This is a genomic window from Actinosynnema sp. NPDC037264 (assembly GCF_055603705.1).
The window spans coordinates 86,172-102,548 of sequence record NZ_JBVJVK010000020.1; the positions used below are offsets into that span (position 1 = coordinate 86,172).

General features: G+C 72.2%; 12 protein-coding genes and 1 tRNA gene. 10 read left to right on the forward strand and 3 right to left on the reverse strand.

What is annotated here, in order from left to right; genetic code table 11:
* Positions 1-64: 64 nt before the first annotated feature.
* The 6 genes from topA to ACZ7GX_RS22760 all read left to right on the forward strand — a co-directional run bounded on the left by topA (position 65) and on the right by ACZ7GX_RS22760 (position 10,414).
* Entirely contained in the window at positions 65-2,827 is a 2,763-nt protein-coding gene (gene topA / locus ACZ7GX_RS22735; protein ID WP_498779283.1) for a type I DNA topoisomerase, read from the forward strand.
* A 13-nt stretch (positions 2,828-2,840) separates the two neighbouring features.
* Positions 2,841-3,302 carry a hypothetical protein gene (locus tag ACZ7GX_RS22740; protein WP_498779285.1) on the forward strand — a complete coding sequence of 154 codons (462 nt, stop codon included), beginning with the start codon at positions 2,841-2,843 and terminating at the stop codon, positions 3,300-3,302.
* A gap of 84 nt (positions 3,303-3,386) precedes the next feature.
* Positions 3,387-5,414 carry a bifunctional MFS transporter/dTMP kinase gene (locus tag ACZ7GX_RS22745; protein WP_498779286.1) on the forward strand — a complete coding sequence of 676 codons (2,028 nt, stop codon included), beginning with the start codon at positions 3,387-3,389 and terminating at the stop codon, positions 5,412-5,414.
* Between the two features lie 20 nt (positions 5,415-5,434).
* On the forward strand, positions 5,435-6,634 hold the full coding sequence (locus ACZ7GX_RS22750; RefSeq protein ID WP_498779288.1) for a DNA polymerase III subunit delta': 1,200 nt from the start codon (positions 5,435-5,437) through the stop codon (positions 6,632-6,634).
* A gap of 265 nt (positions 6,635-6,899) precedes the next feature.
* Positions 6,900-7,994, forward strand: a complete 1,095-nt coding sequence (locus ACZ7GX_RS22755; RefSeq protein ID WP_498779290.1) for a patatin-like phospholipase family protein — start codon at positions 6,900-6,902, stop codon at positions 7,992-7,994.
* A complete protein-coding gene (locus ACZ7GX_RS22760; RefSeq protein ID WP_498779292.1) occupies positions 7,991-10,414 on the forward strand; it encodes a protein kinase domain-containing protein in 2,424 nt (807 codons plus the stop codon). The genes ACZ7GX_RS22755 and ACZ7GX_RS22760 overlap by 4 nt, the downstream gene beginning before the upstream one ends.
* Before the next feature lie 4 nt (positions 10,415-10,418).
* On the opposite strand, the gene ACZ7GX_RS22765 is transcribed toward ACZ7GX_RS22760, so the two are convergent.
* A complete protein-coding gene (locus ACZ7GX_RS22765; RefSeq protein WP_498779366.1) occupies positions 10,419-12,014 on the reverse strand; it encodes a hypothetical protein in 1,596 nt (531 codons plus the stop codon).
* A 126-nt stretch (positions 12,015-12,140) separates the two neighbouring features.
* Between ACZ7GX_RS22765 and ACZ7GX_RS22770 the strand changes: the two genes are divergently transcribed.
* Positions 12,141-12,214 (forward strand) — tRNA-Thr (locus ACZ7GX_RS22770).
* Positions 12,215-12,402: 188 nt separating this feature from the next.
* Complete coding sequence (locus tag ACZ7GX_RS22775) at positions 12,403-12,582, forward strand: hypothetical protein (RefSeq protein ID WP_498779294.1); 180 nt, start codon at positions 12,403-12,405, stop codon at positions 12,580-12,582.
* Here ACZ7GX_RS22775 and ACZ7GX_RS22780 read toward each other — a convergent pair.
* Together ACZ7GX_RS22780 and ACZ7GX_RS22785 are read right to left on the reverse strand one after the other, a co-directional pair.
* Positions 12,569-13,519, reverse strand: a complete 951-nt coding sequence (locus ACZ7GX_RS22780; RefSeq protein ID WP_498779295.1) for a TIGR03617 family F420-dependent LLM class oxidoreductase — start codon at positions 13,517-13,519, stop codon at positions 12,569-12,571. The genes ACZ7GX_RS22775 and ACZ7GX_RS22780 overlap by 14 nt on opposite strands.
* A gap of 37 nt (positions 13,520-13,556) precedes the next feature.
* The gene (locus tag ACZ7GX_RS22785) at positions 13,557-14,009 is read right to left on the reverse strand and encodes a DUF4442 domain-containing protein (RefSeq protein ID WP_498779297.1); all 453 of its coding nucleotides are present in this window, start codon (positions 14,007-14,009) and stop codon (positions 13,557-13,559) included.
* A gap of 128 nt (positions 14,010-14,137) precedes the next feature.
* On the opposite strand from ACZ7GX_RS22785, the gene ACZ7GX_RS22790 reads away from it, so the two are divergent.
* Positions 14,138-14,653: a MarR family winged helix-turn-helix transcriptional regulator gene (locus ACZ7GX_RS22790; RefSeq protein ID WP_498779298.1), complete on the forward strand. Its 516-nt coding sequence runs from the start codon at positions 14,138-14,140 to the stop codon at positions 14,651-14,653.
* Positions 14,653-16,323, forward strand: a complete 1,671-nt coding sequence (locus tag ACZ7GX_RS22795) for an MDR family MFS transporter (protein ID WP_498779299.1) — start codon at positions 14,653-14,655, stop codon at positions 16,321-16,323. Before ACZ7GX_RS22790 ends, ACZ7GX_RS22795 begins: the two co-directional genes overlap by 1 nt.
* Positions 16,324-16,377 lie beyond the last annotated feature (54 nt).

Below are 16,377 nucleotides of genomic sequence, written 5' to 3' on the forward strand. Positions count from 1 at the left end.
GCGGCGACGAAGGACAGTGCACACTGGCGGGTCGGGACACAGTGTTCGAAGAGAGCGGGACGGCGTGGCTGGATCGACACGGGCGAGGAAGACAAACGGGGGATCAGCGAGCGGCAACCGGCGGTTGGTGATCGTCGAGTCGCCCGCGAAGGCGCGGAAGATCGCGTCGTACCTCGGCAGCGACTTCGTCGTGGAGTCATCCAAGGGGCACATCCGCGACCTGCCCCGCGGCGCGGCCGACGTGCCCGCGAAGTACAAGGGCATGCCGTGGGCCCGCCTCGGGGTCGACGTCGACCACGGCTTCGAGCCGCTCTACGTCGTCACGCCGGACAAGAAGTCGACCGTCTCCGAGCTGAAAGAGCTGCTCAAGGACGTCGACGAGCTCTACCTCGCGACAGACGGCGACCGCGAGGGCGAGGCCATCGCCTGGCACCTGCTCGACACGCTGAAGCCGAAGGTCCCGGTCCGGCGGATGGTGTTCCACGAGATCACCGAGCCCGCGATCCTCGCCGCCGCCGCGAACCCGCGCGACCTGGACCAGGACCTGGTCGACGCCCAGGAGACCCGCCGCATCCTCGACCGCCTCTACGGCTACGAGGTCAGCCCGGTGCTCTGGAAGAAGGTCATGCCGAAGCTCTCGGCGGGCCGCGTCCAGTCCGTGGCGACCCGGATCGTGGTCGAGCGCGAGCGCGAGCGGATGAAGTTCGTCACCGCCTCGTACTGGGACGTCTCGGCGACCATGGACGCGGGCGAGGACGCCGCGCCCCGCACGTTCGGCGCCCGGCTGATCGCGGTCGACGGCACGCGCCTGGCCGCGGGCCGCGACTTCGGCCCGGACGGCAGGCTCAAGGCGGGTGCCGACGTCCGCGTGCTGGACGAGGCGCACGCGAGGGCCATCGCGGACGGCCTGGTCAACGCCTCGATGACGGTCTCCTCGGTCGAGGAGAAGCCGTACACGCGCAAGCCGTACGCGCCGTTCATGACCTCCACGTTGCAGCAGGAGGCGGGCCGCAAGCTGCGCTTCTCCGCGGACCGCACCATGCGCACCGCGCAGAAGCTGTACGAGAACGGCTACATCACCTACATGCGCACCGACAGCACGACGCTGTCGGAGACCGCGATCGCGGCGGCCCGCGCGCAGGCCACCGAGCTGTACGGCTCGCAGTTCGTGTCCAAGGAACCGCGCCAGTACACGCGCAAGGTCAAGAACGCGCAGGAGGCCCACGAGGCGATCCGCCCGGCCGGCGAGGTGTTCCGCACCCCCGGCCAGGTGGCCCGCGAGCTGGAGTCCGACGAGTTCAAGCTCTACGAGCTGATCTGGCAGCGCACGATCGCCTCCCAGATGGCCGACGCGCGGGGCAACACCACGTCGGTCCGCATCTCCGGGACCACGGCGGGCGGCGAGGACGTCACCTTCGCCGCCTCCGGCCGCACGATCACCTTCGCGGGCTTCCTGAAGGCCTACGTGGAGACGGTCGACTCGGAGGCGGGCGGCGAGTCCGACGACGCCGAGTCGCGGCTCCCGCAGCTGGTCAAGGACCAGGCGCTGCTGGCCGCCGAGCTGTCCGCGGACGGCCACTCGACCTCGCCGCCGCCGCGCTTCACCGAGGCGAGCCTGATCAAGACGATGGAGGAGCTCGGCATCGGCCGGCCCTCCACCTACGCCTCGATCATCAGCACCGTCCAGGACCGCGGCTACGTGTGGAAGAAGGGCTCCGCCCTGGTCCCGTCGTGGGTGGCGTTCGCCGTGGTCGGGCTGCTGGAGCAGCACTTCGGCCGGCTCGTCGACTACGACTTCACCGCCGCGCTGGAGGACGAGCTCGACGGCATCGCCGCGGGCCGGCAGGAGCGGACCACGTGGCTGTCCGGGTTCTACTTCGGCGGCAACGTCGGCCCCGAGTCGTCGGTCGGCCGCTCCGGCGGGCTGAAGAAGCTGGTCGGGTCGAGCGTCGAGGCGATCGACGCCCGCGAGGTCAACTCGATCCCGCTGTTCCCCGACGTGGAGGGCCGCACGGTCTACGTCCGGGTCGGCCGCTACGGGCCGTACCTGGAGCGCGAGGTCGAGGGCGAGGACGGCACGACCAGCGCGCAGCGGGCGAACCTGCCCGACGACCTGCCGCCGGACGAGCTGAACCGCGAGATCGCGGACAAGCTGTTCGCCACGCCGCAGGAAGGCCGCTCGCTGGGCAACGACCCGGTCACCGGGCACGAGATCGTGGCCAAGGAGGGCCGGTTCGGCCCGTACGTGACCGAGGTGCTGCCCGAGGCGCCCGAGGGCACCAAGAAGGCGCCGAAGCCGCGCACCGGCTCGCTGTTCAAGTCGATGTCGCTGGACACGGTCACGCTGGACGACGCGCTGAGGCTGCTCTCGCTGCCGCGCGTGGTCGGCAAGGACCCGGAGACCGGCGCGGAGATCACCGCGCAGAACGGCCGGTACGGGCCCTACCTGAAGAAGGGCACCGACTCGCGGTCGCTGACCAGCGAGGACCAGCTGTTCACGGTCACCCTCGACGAGGCGCTCAAGATCTACGCCGAGCCGAAGAAGCGGGGCCGGGCCGCCGCCGCGCCGCCGTTGAAGGAGCTGGGCGCGGACCCGGTCTCCGGCAAGCCGATGGTGGTCAAGGAGGGCCGGTTCGGCCCGTACGTGACCGACGGCGAGGTCAACGCGTCGCTGCGCAAGTCCGACAGCGTCGAGGGCCTCTCCGACGAGCGGGCGGCCGAGCTGCTGGCCGAGAAGCGGGCCAAGGGGCCGACGACGAAGAAGAAGGCACCGGCGGCCAAGAAGGCGCCCGCGCGGAAGAAGGCTCCGGCGAAGACCAAGAGCTAGGGGAGGCGGGGCGGTGGGCGACTCCGACGCGGGCCGGCTCGACGCCGGTCGGTCCGGCTACGACGGGACGCAGCCGCCCCCGCCCCCGCCGCTGTTCCCGGACCCGCTCGCGGGCCTGGTGACGGGCGAGCACCACGTGGCGAAGGCCGTGCCGCCGATCGCGCCGCCGACGCCGGCGCCCGTGCCGGAGCCCGGACCGGCGTACGTCGCGCCGAACCGTCGTGCGGCGGCACGCAAGCCGGTGCGCGCTCCGGCCCAGCAGGTGTCGGGCGAACCGGCGGCGCACGTGCCGCACGCGGGGCTGACCCGCCGTCAGCCCCACCAGGACGTGGCGGGCCCGACCTCCGGGCCGCAGGCGCCCAAGAAGGGCAAGGGCGGGCTGATCGGGTGCCTGGTGGTGCTGGCCGCGCTCAGCGGGCTGCTGTTCAACGTCGTGCGTGAGATCATCGAAGCCGTGGTCGACCTCGTGCGCTGATGTCGCTCAGGTCACCCGAACGGCGGATGTGGTCAGACGGGTGAATCGGTCCGGCTACCCTTACCGCCTGCACCATCGGCGGGGGTGAGCACCATCCAGGACGGCGGCACAGCGGCCTCGACCAGCCACCGGATTCGCAGCGTGTTGGCGATCCGGCCGTTCCGCAGGCTCTGGGGTGTCACCTATCTGTGCAGCGTTGGTGACTGGTTGTCACTACTGGCCTTGACCGGCCTCGTCACCAAGATGATGGACAGCTACCAGTGGCAGAGCTTCTCGCTCAGCCTGGTCGTGCTGACCCAGCTGCTGCCCGGCATCCTGTTCGCCCCGCTCGGCGGCGTGCTCGCGGACCGGTTCGACCGCCGCAAGATCATGGTGGTCTGCGACCTGCTGCGCGGCGGCCTGTTCATCTCGATCGCGCTGGTCGGCACGGCGTGGTGGCTGTTCATCGCGAACTTCCTGGTCGGCTGCTGCGCGATGCTGTGGATCCCGGCCAAGGACTCGGCGGTGCCGAACCTGCTGCGCCGGCCCGACCAGGTGGAGACGGCCAACCAGCTCGGCCTGGTGATGACCTACGGCATCTCGGTCATCTCCGGCGCGGGCCTGTACTCGATCATCTCCGGCATCCCCGGCTACCTCGGCCTGCAGAACAGCGACATCGAGTTCCGCATCGCGACCATCGCGGTCATGGTCAACGGCGCGCTGTACGTGACGTCGGCGATCATCGTGGCGACCCGCATCCCGGAGCTGTCCGGCCGGATCGCCGCCGTCAAGCGCACCCGCGAGAACGGCGAGGCGCCCGGCTTCTTCGCCATGCTGCGCGACGGCATGAAGTACGCCGCCCGCACGCCGCTGGTCCGCGGCCTGGTCATCGGCATGATCGGCGCGTTCGCCGCGGCCGGCGCGGTGATCGGCACGGCCACCCCGTACTCGCTGTCGCTGCTGGGCGGCGACTCCACGTTCGGCCTGCTGTTCGTGGCCGTGTTCGCCGGGTTGGCGCTGGGCATGGCGACCGCGCCGCGGATGGCCCGGCGGCTGCCGTACGACCGGCTGTTCGGCGTGACGATCCTGGTCGCGGGTGTGAGCCTGCTGTTCGTGGCGTTCGCGCCGCACCTGTGGGTGGCGCTGGTCGCGGTGGCGTGCGTCGGCGCGTCGGCGGGCATGGCGTTCCTCACCGGCCTGACCATCGTCGGCTCGCAGGTCGAGGACGCGATGCGCGGCCGGACCGTGGCGCTGCTCCAGTCGCTGCTCAAGATCGTGCTGTTCGCCGCGTCGGCCACCGCTCCGCTGCTGGTCACGCTGGTGCAGAAGCGCACGGTCACGGTCTTCGGTCACCCGATGGTGGTGGACGGGACCCGGCCGGTGCTGTTCGGCGCGGGCGTGATCGCCGCCCTGCTGGGGCTGATCGCCTACCGGCAGATGGACAACCGGCGCTCCGAGCCCTTCCTGTCCGACCTGCTCGCGGCGCTGCGCGGGCGGGCGCGGCGGACCGCCGGCGTGCTGATCGCGGTCGAGGGCGACACCCGGCAGGACACGTCCGTGCAGGCCAGGCGGCTGGCCGAGGCGTTGCGCGAGACCGGCCGCGAGGTCGTGCTCGCCTCCGACCCGGACCTGGACGAGCAGCGGTTGCGCAACCTGCTGACCACCGCAGACCTCGCCGGGGTGCGGGCGCACGCCCTGGTGGCCGCGGCCGTGCGGGCCGACGTGGTGGAGCGCGAGGTGCGGCCCGCGTTGGACAACGGCGCGCTGGTCGTCATGGAGCGGTACGTCGACAGCCCGCTGGCGCACTTCAGCGCGGCGGGCAGCGTGGAGCCGCGCGAGGTGGAGGGCCTGGTCGACTGGGCCACCGGCCGGCTGCGGCCGGACATGACCGTGCTGCTGGACCGGATGCCGCCCAAGGTGCGGGCCTCCGGCGGCACGCTGGACACCGTCGAGCACCACTGGCGGGTGCAGAAGCTGCTGACCGACATGGCCTCGGCGGACCCGGAGCGGTACGTCGTGGTCGACGCCGACGGCACCGAGGACGAGGTCGCCGCCCGGGTGCGGACCGCCGTGCTGCCGCTGCTGGCCCGGCGGACCAGGATGCCGGTCAAGCCGGTGGCGGAGACGCCCTGACGGATCGGTACGGTCGCCTGGTGAGCGGTGGTGTGTGGGGCGACGTCGTCGGCCAGCCGGAGGCGGTCGCGGTGCTGTCGGCGGCGGCGGAGGCCGCCGCGTCGATCGTGGCGGGTGGCACGCCGGCGTCGGGCGCGATGACGCACGCGTGGCTGTTCACCGGGCCTCCCGGGTCGGGGCGCCTGGTCGCCGCACGGGCGTTCGCCGCCGCGTTGCAGTGCGTCGCCGTGGACGACCGGCCGGGCTGCGGCTCGTGCGCCGGGTGCCACACGACGGTGGCCGGCACGCACGCCGACGTGCGGGTGGTCGCGCCCGAGGGCCTGTCGATCTCGGTGGCCGAGATGCGGTCGCTGGTGCAGGTGTCGGCCCGGCGGCCGACGTCGGGGCGGTGGCAGGTGGTGATCATCGCCGACGCCGACCGGCTCACCGAGGGCGCGGCGAACGCGCTGCTCAAAGCGGTGGAAGAACCCCCGGCACGGACCGTGTTCCTGCTGTGCGCGCCGTCGGACCACCCCGAGGACGTGTCGGTGACCATCCGGTCGCGCTGCCGGATCGTGTCGCTGGCGACCCCGCGCACCGCGGCGATCGCGTCGGCGTTGGAGCAGGAGGGCGTGGCGCCGGAGGTGGCGTCGTGGGCGGCCTCGGTGTGCGGCGGGCACGTGGCCAGGGCGCGGCGGTTGGCCACCGACGAGGAGTCGCGGGCGCGGCGCGAGGCGGTGCTGCGGATCCCGACCGCGCTGCGGCGGCCCGCGGACATCTTCACGTGCGCCGACCAGCTCGTCTCGGCCGCCGAGGGCGACGCGCAGACCGCGAACGAGAGCCGTGACGTGGCCGAGCGCGAGGCGTTGGAGACCGCCATGGGCGCCGGCGGCACGGGCAAGGGCACGGCCGCCGCGTCACGCGGGGCGAAGGGCGCGTTGAAGGACCTGGAGAAGCGGCAGAAGTCGCGGGCCACCCGGACCCAGCGGGACTCGCTGGACCAGGCCCTGGTCGACCTGGCCGCGTTCTACCGGGACGTGCTGGTGACCGCGACGGGCGCGCGGGCCGTGCTCAACCACCCGGACCGGGCGGAGGACGCGCGCGCGGCGGCGGCGCAGTGGTCGCCGGAGTCGACGTTGCGCCGGCTGGAGGCCGTGCTGAACTGCCGGACCGCGCTGGAGCTGAACGTGAAGCCGCGGATCGCCATCGAGGCCATGCTCACCACGCTCCAGCGGGGCTGACCGGTTCGCCCGCGACGGCGGTCCCGCGTTGTTGCCGATTCGGGTGGAATTGATCGGATAAGACGACGGGACAACCGCAGAATTGCGGACGTGGGGCGGTCCTTTTCCAGGTGGACAGGTTATTTCGGCACCACGACGCGGTGGCGGATTCGGTCGTCGAATCGTTCGGATAATACGTTCGGGTGATGGCGGTTCGACCCGGGCCGGAGTGGGCGGCGCTCTACTACGTTGATCTCGTAGCAGTGCTCTCCGGAGAGGTCTTCGCATGTCTCGGATCAATGGCCGACGCCCCCGGTTGCCGCTGCTCGGCGTGCGCCCGCTCGCGGCGCGTCCGCCCGCCGGACTGCCGTGGTCTCCGACCCACCCCGTGCTTGAAGTGCTGCGCGCCCGCCGTGCGGCGGGCAGCAAGCCCGGTGCGCGCGAGGACGGGTTCAAGGTCGGGCTCGCCATCGAGGGCGGCGGACTGCGCGGGGTCGTCTCCGGCGCGATGCTCACGGCGGTGGAGGACCTCCGTTTCGCCGACGCGTTCGACGACGTGTACGCGTGTTCGTCCGGCGCGGTCAACGGCGCGTATTTCATCACCAGGCGCACTTGGTTCCCGCTGTCCATCTACTTCGACGACCTGACCGATCCGGTGTTCCTCGACTTCCGCCGGGTGTTGCGGCGCGAAGGGCCGATGAACCTGGCCTACGTGTTCGAGGAAGTGCTGGTCCGGCGCAAGCCGCTGGACTACGCGGCGATCATCGCGTCCCCTCAGCGGCTGCACGTCATGGTCACCGACGTCGACGCGCTGCGCACGCTCGACGTCAGCGATTTCTCCTCACCGGAGGACCTGCGGGAGGCGTTGCGGGCGAGCACCTGGTTACCCCTGGCGATCAAGGGCACCACCACTTTCCGGGGCAGCCGCGCCATCGACGGCGGCGTGCTGCGCTTCCACCCGTTCCGGGCCGCCGTCGACGACGGGTGCACGCACGTGCTGTCGTTCAGCACCAGGCCGATCGCGCCGCCGAAGAACGGCGTGTCGGTGGTCAACCGCCTGGTCGCGCGCCACCTGGAGAAGATGCGCCCCGGCCTCGGCGCCGGGTTCACGGCCTCGACCGCGGAGTACCTGACCGAGGACCGGCCGTACCTGGCCCGCAGCCGGCGGGACCCGGACCCGTCGCCCGCGGTGCTGGACCTCGCGCCGCTGCCCGGCACGCCCGAGGTGAAGCGGCACGAGGTCGACCGGGGCAAGCTGCTCGACGGCGCGCGCTCGGCGTACCGCATGCTCCACCTGGCGTTGGAGGGCGTCGACGCGGAGGTGGTGCCGAGGCTGACGGTCGTGCGCCCGATCCCGGCGGCCGGGGAGCCGGCGTTGTGAGCGGGACGCCACCGGCCCGGCAGCCCGACGTGGAGACCCTGAGGCAGGTCTTCCGCGAGATCACGGCCCTCGACGCGAAGGCGGCGGACACCGCGCGGCTGCGCCGCATCCGCGAGCTGTGCCCGGCGGTGGAGGACTGGCGGCGGCTGCTGGCCGCGATCCCGCCCGACAAGCTGTCCTTCCAGCTCGACGTCGGCGTGCAGCGCCTGCGCGCCGTCGACTCGTTGACCCGCTGGTGCGGGAACTTCAAGACCGGCCGGGTCGGCGGGCACACCCGGCGGGACGCCGAGACGCACGGCTACCTCTCCGTGCTGCTGATGACGCTCATCACGATGGAGGACTCGGCGCGGTCTGGCAACGGCCCCGGCCGGAAGCCGGAGGCGCACGACTGCGACGGCCTGTGCCGGCAGCTGGTGCGCGACGCCTCCGTGCGCGCCGCGCTGCTCGGCCTCTACGCGCCCGACGCCGGTGACCGGTCCGACGAGCGCGCCGTGCGGGAGTGGCAGCGGATCCGGGAGGCGGAGCTCGAGTTCCACCGGCACGGCTCGACCTCGTTCATCCTGCGCGGGCTGCCCGACGAGTCGGCGGGTCGGCGGATCCGGTTCGCGCTCAAGTGCGTGCTGTTCCCCTACTCGAAGATCCCGGTGATCGCGGAGAAGACCCGGACCTACGCGCGCGACCACAACGCGCTCGACGTCGACGGCAGGCCGGTCCAGCACATGGTGCGGGTCTGGGCGAGCACGTCGCACTGGATCCTGATGGACTTCGCCGAGGGCAACACGCTGGCGGAGGAGATCCAGCGGATCAAGGACGACTCCGCCACCGTGGCGCTGGGCTGGCGGCGCGCCCCGGTCCGCTCGCCCGCGGGCAACGTCCGCCTCGACATGATCCGCAAGATCGGCCTGCCGCTGGTGACCGCGCTGGCCGAGCTGCACTCGCGGGACAAGCGGCACGAGGACCTGTCGCCGACGAACATCATCGTGCGGCGCCGCGACCCCGGCGCGGGCGGCGGCGAGTACGACGTCACGTTCGTCGACTTCGGCCGGAACTACCTCTACAGCGGCGCGGTCGGCGGCCTGGAGAGCGGGCAGGGCGCCTACGTCGCGCCGGAGGTGCGCGAGAACGGCGACGACGTCACCAAGGCCGACGTGTACTCGCTCGGCCGGATCCTGATCGCGCTCGGCGACGTCGGCGAGAACCGCGACGGCACCATCCCGGACCGCTTCTACGGGCAGGCGCCGCTGCTCGCGCGGTTCATCGAGGACCTGATCGACGTGCGGCCGCAACGGCGGCTGCTGGTCTTCCCGATCGCCGCCGACGACCCCGACGTCTACCGGGTCCTCGGCCAGGTGCTGGCGCAGGAGCTGGACGTCACGCAGGCCGCCCTGGTCGAGGACCCCCAGCTGCGGCCCCACGCGATCCCGGACGACCGGCAGTCGGTGGTGGCGATGCTGTCGTCGCTGTTCCCGCCGTCGCGCGAGCCGAAGAAGAGGCGGCGGATCTACCGGCTCCGCAAGGCGCAGGGCGTGCTGGCGGACCCGCGCCGGTCGATGCACGCGCGGTGGCTGCTGACGTTCTCCGTGCTGTCGTCGATCAGCTTCGCGCTCGGCCTCACCGTGTGCGTCTACTGGTTCCTCCGGGACATCGGCATCGACGTGCTGGGGCCCGCCGACCAGCTCGTGCTGCGGCTGCTCGGCGCGCGGCCCGACGTCATCCCGCTGCTCGACGACCTGCGCCGGCCGGGCTACGAGCTGGGCCGGGTGTGGGAGAACCTGCCCGCGCGGATCATCGGCGTGAGCTTCGCGCTCGCGTCGGCCCGCTACTACCAGAACATCCTGAGCGGGCTGACGACCCGGGTCGCCGACTCGCCGGGCGCGCCCCGCCCGGTGCTGCGGTTCGGCGCCGAGCTGTGGATGAGGATCATGTCCATCTGGGCCTCGTGGCTCATCCTGGGCGTGAACCTGGTCGACGTCCGCTGGTGGCCGATCGGGACCGCGGTCGGCTACACGGGGGTGCTGTTCTCCAACATCCTCTGCGCCCGGTTCGCGACGGAGCAGCTCGCGCGGGCCAGGCGGCACGGGCTGAGCACCGTGCCGCCCGAGCACCAGAAGATCACCGGCCTGGACGGCTTCCGGCAGTGGGGCCCGACGATCACGTTCTACGCGATCACGGTGTGGACGTTCGCCGTCCTGATCGTCCAGGGCGTGCTCAACGACACCTACGTGTACGCCGCGGCCGTGGCGCTGGTGAACATCGGCCTGTTCTACGTGATCAAGACCGGGATCAACGCGCTCGACGTCCGCACCGGCCTGAACCGGTGCTTCCTGGCCGCCGAACGGCTGCGGTACGAGGCCGACCGCGACCGGCGGCTGCTGCTCCCGGTCGACCGACCCCGGCCGGTGCTCGCGGACATGGGGTGACGCGCTACGCGGTGGACGTGCGGTCGGGCGTGCCCGGGTCGGTGCGCCGCACCGGGCGACGGGTCGGCAGGGCGGCCACCAGGACCACGCCGACCAGCAGCAGCGCGGTGCCCGTCCAGAAGATCGGGACGGTCCGGTAGGCCGCGTTCGTGTAGGCCAGCGGCTCGCCCTTCTTCGGCGGCGCGGCCTGCCCGCCGCCACCGGGCGGCGGCTGCGACGGAGCGCAGACCACGCCGCCGCTCGGGGCCGCCGCGCGCACGATCTGCTCACCCAGGGACACCTGTGCCAGCGCCGCCGGCAGGTTCGGCAGACCGAGGGCGTCGGTCGGCAGCAGCTGGAGGTCGAGCAGGCGCGCGGTGGCCCCGAGCATGAACCCGTTGATGGTGGGACCGCCCTGCTGGAGCGGGCCGTCGATCACCACGTCCTTCTGGTTGAGCTGGGCGACCTGCAACCGCAGCACGCCGATGTCGAGCTTGGGCAGGCCGTCGGCCACGGCGCCGACCAGCGGCAGCTCCAGGCCCGGCGCGACGCCGATCGGCACGTCCAGCTTCGGGTTGGCCGCGTCGAGCGTGCCCAGCTCCTTGCCGCCCTGGCTGACCCGCAGCACGGGCGCGGTGTAGGTGATCCCGGACGTGGCCCGGTCGCCGGTGGACAGGGCGACCAGCGTCGGCTGACCGACCACGTCGATGCGGATCTCCGCCGCCGTGCCGGCGAGGAGGCGGACGCTCGCGGCCTGGAGCGTGGACGTCGACCGCACGGCCTTGTTCGGGCTGCCGGGCAGGTCGACCAGGTCGACGGTGGAGCGGGCGCTGAGCGTCTCGGGCAGGCTGAGCAGCGAGCCGTCCGCGCCGGTGTCGGGCGTGCCGGAGAGCAGGCCGCCCAGCCGGCTCAGCGGCGCGGTGAGCTGCTTGACGTTGTCGATCAGGGCCTGCTCGGCGGCGGCGTCGAGCTTCGGCGTGCCCCCGGTGAGCAGGCCGGTCAGGTCCGGCGTGCTGGGCAGGGTGGGGATGGCGTTGAGGACGCTCAGGGACGCGACGGAGGTCTTGGCGTCGGCGAGGGGCTGCACGCACGGGCCGAGCTCGTCGTGCCAGCGGGCGTGCACGCTGCCGTCGAGCAGGCCGACCTTGAGCAGGGTGTCCAGCGGGGTGGCGGGTGGTGTGAGGCCGCCGGTGACGGGGGCGGCGTTGTCCGGCGACGCGGTCTGCACCAGCGTGCCCGGGGTCTGCGGGGCCCGGCCCTGCACCGCGAAGCCGAGCGGGGACGCCTGCGCGATCGACCGCTCGTAGGACAGGAACGCCTCGGTGTTGGCCTGGGCGGAGGCGAGCCCGACGCCGATCTCGGCCGCCGACTGCTTGGGCAGCTGCTCGCCGAAGCCCGGCAGGATCGTGTTCGTCGGCGTCGAGTCCGGCGCGAGCCTGACCACCGCCAAGCCGGTGCCCGCGTCGCCGATCGCGTGCGTGCGGGGCGCCGGTCCGGCGGACACCGGCGGCTGGCCCGGGTCGCGCGGACCGGGCACCGGCGTGGTCGTGGGCTGGGCGAGGGCGGGTGCGGCGCAGAGCGCGACCAGCGCGGCGGCGACGGGCACGGCCATCAGGCGCATGTGGTCGGACCTCCAGGACAGCGGCGGTCGTCGTGCGGTGCTCACGTGAGCACCGTCACTTGTCGCTCTAACGACCATCCCCCCGTTCGGTGACGGCGGAGGGGTCGGCTATAGTTGTCGCGTCTCGCCGCCTTAGCTCAGTCGGCCAGAGCGGCTCACTCGTAATGAGCAGGTCATCGGTTCGATTCCGATAGGCGGCTCGCGAGATGCGAAGGCCCCGGGCGTCCGTCCGGGGCCTTCGCCACGTCCGGGGCACGTGTTCGTTCCCGTGCCGCTACCGTCGGGCCCTTGCCCGCTACCGTCGGGTCGACGACGCTGCTCCATCGGGGTGACCTTTTCACCATTGGCGTCAGCCGTGGGTCACCGTGTCGTTGCCACCGTGGAGGTGATGGCGATGGTCACGATGGTCGTGCTGACGGTGCTGGCCCTGCCGCTGGCCGTGCTCGCGGCACGCGTCGGGCGTCGGCGCTGGGTGCGGAGGCGGACCGTGGCGCGGGTCCGGGCGGAGTTGTTCCGGCACTGGGTGATGCGCGACGAGCCGAGCGGGCGGCACCTCATCCGGTCCTGACGACCGGCGCCGCGATCCTGGTGATCACGTCGCCGTAGCGGCGGGTCAGCTCGGCCTTCGCCGCGGCGGGCGCGCCCACGACGGCGAAGGCGGCCAGGACCTCGTCGGTGACGGCGCCGGCCATGTCGTCCCACCGCTGCCGCCGGGACAGGTGGTGCAGCTCCTCGTGCAGCTCGCCCCAGCCGTGCAGGTCCAGCACCCGGCGGTAGGCGGGCGTCGAGCCGTAGAACGCGATCTGCCGCCTGACCTCGGCCACGCCCCGCTCGTCGCACGCCACCAGCGACGGCCCGCTGATCTCCAGCCCCGCCAGGGGTTTGCCCGCCTTGGCCCGGCCGCGCGCCAACGCGGGCAGCGTCACTTCGCGCAGGTACCGCTCGGTGGTGAAGGAGTGGCACAGGAACCCGTCCGCCACCTCGCCCGCGACCTCGGTCATCAGCTCGCCCACGCCGGCCAGCCACACCTTCGGCGGGCCGTGCGGGTTGGGGCCGGGGTCGAAGAACGGCGTCATCAGCGTGTGGGTGTAGAACTCGCCGCGGAACCTCAGCCGCTCGCCGGTGGCCCAGCTGTGCCAGATGGCGCGCAGCGCCAGCACGAACTCGCGCATGCGCGCGGCGGGCCGTGACCACGGCATGCCGAACCGCTTGGTGACGTGCGGCTCCACCTGCGAGCCCAGGCCGAGGTGGAACCGGCCGCCCGACAGCAGCTGCAGGTCGTTGGCCTGCACGGCGGTGCTCATCGGGTTGCGCGCGAACGCCACCGCGATCGCCGTGCCGAGGTCGAGCCCGTCCACCCGCCCGGCCACGCGGCCCAGCGCCAGGAACGGGTCGTGCCTGGTCTCGGCCAGCCAGAAGCCGTCGCAGCCCTCGTCCGCCGCCGCCCGGGCCGCGGCCGACACGGCGCGGGGGTCGTACTCGATCTCCAGCCGGTCCACCTTCACGGCGCCCGAACCTACCCGCGAGCGGCGCCGGGCCGGGTCAGCGGTTGGGGCGCAGCGTCCACACGACGGTCATCTCGCCCGTCGTCACGCCGTTCGCGTCGGTGATCGTCACCGCGACGGGGAACTCCGGCCGCGTGCCCGCCTCCAGCTCGGCCACGACCTCCGCCGCGGGCCGGCCCAGCACCGCCTCGGCGCGCAGGTCGCCCAGCGCCAGCTTCTTGTAGGTGATCTCGGACCGCACCACCAACGGGGTCGCCTTGGCCAGGTGCGGCGCGAACGCGGCCATCACCACGGCGCCCGACGCGGTCTCCGCGACGCCGAACATCATCGCCGCGTGCGGTCCGCCGACGTGGTTGCGCAGTTCCTCGCGGTCCGGCAGCGCGGCGACCACGCGGTCGCCCGTGACCTCGGTGAACTCCACGCCCACGGTCTTGACCCACGGCACGGCCTGCTTCATCGCGTCGGCGACGAACGAGTGGTCAGCGCTCATGGCCGCTGATGCTACCCGCCGGTAACCATGAGACCCGAGTCACCGGCAATTCGTTTGCCATGTCACCCGTCCGAGCGCATGCTTGTACTCAGCAACTAGTTGGTTGATGCAAGCAAACGGAGTGTGCGATGGCGACCCCGGTGGGTGACGAGGTGCGGGTCGACGAGCTCGCCATGGCCGACCGGCTCGGCATGGCGTTGGTGCGGATGAACAAGATGCACGCCTGCGTCGCCGCGCACATGAGCAAGGCCGGCCTGGACAAGGCCTCCTTCGTGCTGCTGGCCAACCTCAACCACCTCGGCCCCTCGCGGGCCGGCGCGTTGGCGGAGGCGGTGTTCTCCGACCCGTCCACGGTCAGCCGCCAGGTGGCGACGCTGGTCAAGGACGGCCTGGTGGAACGCCGGGCCGACCCGGAGGACGGCCGGGCGAGCGTGCTGGCGGTGACCGAGGCGGGCGAGCGACTGCTCGCCGAACGCCGCGCGCAGCGCAACGTCGCACTGGCCCGCCTGTTCACGGACTGGTCCCCGCGGGAGTGGACCCAGTTCATCGAGTACTTCGAGCGCTTCGTGGGGGACTACGAGAAGGCGCTACCGGATTTCATCGCTGAGAGCGGACTGGGGCCGCGCTCAGAAGAGGAGAAGTGATGTCGGAAACGACAACCCGAGCGGACGCGCCGCCACCCGGCGCGGCCCTGCTCACCCACCGGCAGATCCTGACGATCCTGTCGGGCCTGCTGCTCGGGCTGTTCCTGGCCGCGCTCGACCAGATGATCGTGGCCACCGCCATGAAGACCATCGCGGACGAGCTGCACGGCCAGACGCTGCAAGCCTGGGCGACGACCGCGTACCTGATCACCGCGACGGTCTCCACGCCGCTGTACGGCAAGCTGTCCGACATCTACGGCCGCAAGCCGATGTACCTGACCGCGATCACGCTGTTCCTGGCGGGCTCGCTGCTGTCCGGCATCGCGAACTCGATGTACGAGCTGGCCGCGTTCCGCGCGGTGCAGGGCCTCGGCGCCGGCGGTCTGATGTCGCTGGCCATGGCGATCCTGGCGGACATCACCTCGCCGCGTGAGCGCAGCCGCTACACCGGCTACTTCATGGCGGTGTTCGGCATCTCCAGCGTCGCGGGCCCCGTGGTCGGCGGCCTGTTCGCGGGCATGGAGTCGTTCCTGGGCACGGCCGGCTGGCGCTGGGTGTTCCTGATCAACGTGCCGATCGCGCTGGTCGCGCTCGTCGTGGTGGCCAAGGTGCTCAACATCCCGCACCAGCGGGTGAACCACCGCATCGACTTCGTCGGCGCGGGCCTGCTGACCACCGGCCTGGTGCCGCTGCTGATCGTGGCCGAGCAGGGCCGCGGCTGGGGCTGGGCGTCGGGCACCTCGATCGCCATGTACGTCATCGGCGTGCTCGGCCTGGTCGGGTTCGTGCTCACCGAGAGGCGGATGGGCGACGAGGCGCTGCTCCCGCTGCGGCTGTTCAAGCGGCAGACGTTCGCGCTGGGCAACGTCATCAACTTCCTGCTCGGCGTCGGGATGTTCGGCGGCATGGTCTCGCTGCCGCTGTACCTGCAGATCGTGAAGGGCTACTCGGCCACCGAGTCCGGCCTGATGATGCTGCCGCTGACGCTCGGCATCATGTCGGCGGCGGGCACGAGCGGCAACATCACCGCCAAGACCGGCCGCTACAAGGTGTTCCCGATCATCGGGTTCGGGCTGATCACGGCCGCGCTGTTCGTCTTCAGCACGGTCGGCACGGACACGCCGATCTACCAGCCGCTGGCGCTGATGTTCTTCCTGGGCGCCGGGCTCGGCCTGTGCATGCAGACCCTGCTGGTGGCCATCCAGAACGACGCCGAGCCGCGCGACATGGGCGTGGCGACCTCGTCGGCCACGTTCTTCCGCCAGATCGGCGGCACGGTCGGCACCGCGGTGTTCCTGTCGATCCTGTTCAGCACGGTCGGCGACAAGATCGGCGACGCGCTGCGCTCGGCGGCGGCCACGCCCGACTTCCAGGCGGCGCTGGCCCGGCCGGAGAACCGCGAGTTCGCCGCCGGCCTGCAAGGCGGCGGCCCGGCGTTCGACCTGGACAACACCGAGTTCCTGACCAAGCTGGACCCGGCGCTGGCGCGGCCGTTCCTGGACGGCTTCTCCTCGTCGATCGACCTGGTGTTCCTGGTCGGAGGCCTGGTGACGGCGATCGGGTTCGCGGTGATCTGGTTCCTGCGCGAGGTGCCGCTGTCCAACCGGTCCGGCCTGGAGCGGGTGCAGGACGCGCAGGGCGAGAAGCCCGCGCCGATCGCGGCGCACTGACGCCTCGGCAACGCCCGAAAGCGCAAGAGGCCCGTCCCCGGAACCGGGGGCGGG

Coding starts and splice junctions, on each gene's coding strand:
- ACZ7GX_RS22755 (WP_498779290.1), top strand. CDS start 6,900: ATGTCTCGGATCAATGGCCGACGCCCCCGGTTGCCGCTGCTCGGCGTG.
- ACZ7GX_RS22775 (WP_498779294.1), top strand. CDS start 12,403: ATGGCGATGGTCACGATGGTCGTGCTGACGGTGCTGGCCCTGCCGCTG.
- ACZ7GX_RS22795 (WP_498779299.1), top strand. CDS start 14,653: ATGTCGGAAACGACAACCCGAGCGGACGCGCCGCCACCCGGCGCGGCC.
- ACZ7GX_RS22785 (WP_498779297.1), bottom strand. CDS start 14,009: ATGAGCGCTGACCACTCGTTCGTCGCCGACGCGATGAAGCAGGCCGTG.
- ACZ7GX_RS22790 (WP_498779298.1), top strand. CDS start 14,138: ATGGCGACCCCGGTGGGTGACGAGGTGCGGGTCGACGAGCTCGCCATG.
- ACZ7GX_RS22765 (WP_498779366.1), bottom strand. CDS start 12,014: ATGCGCCTGATGGCCGTGCCCGTCGCCGCCGCGCTGGTCGCGCTCTGC.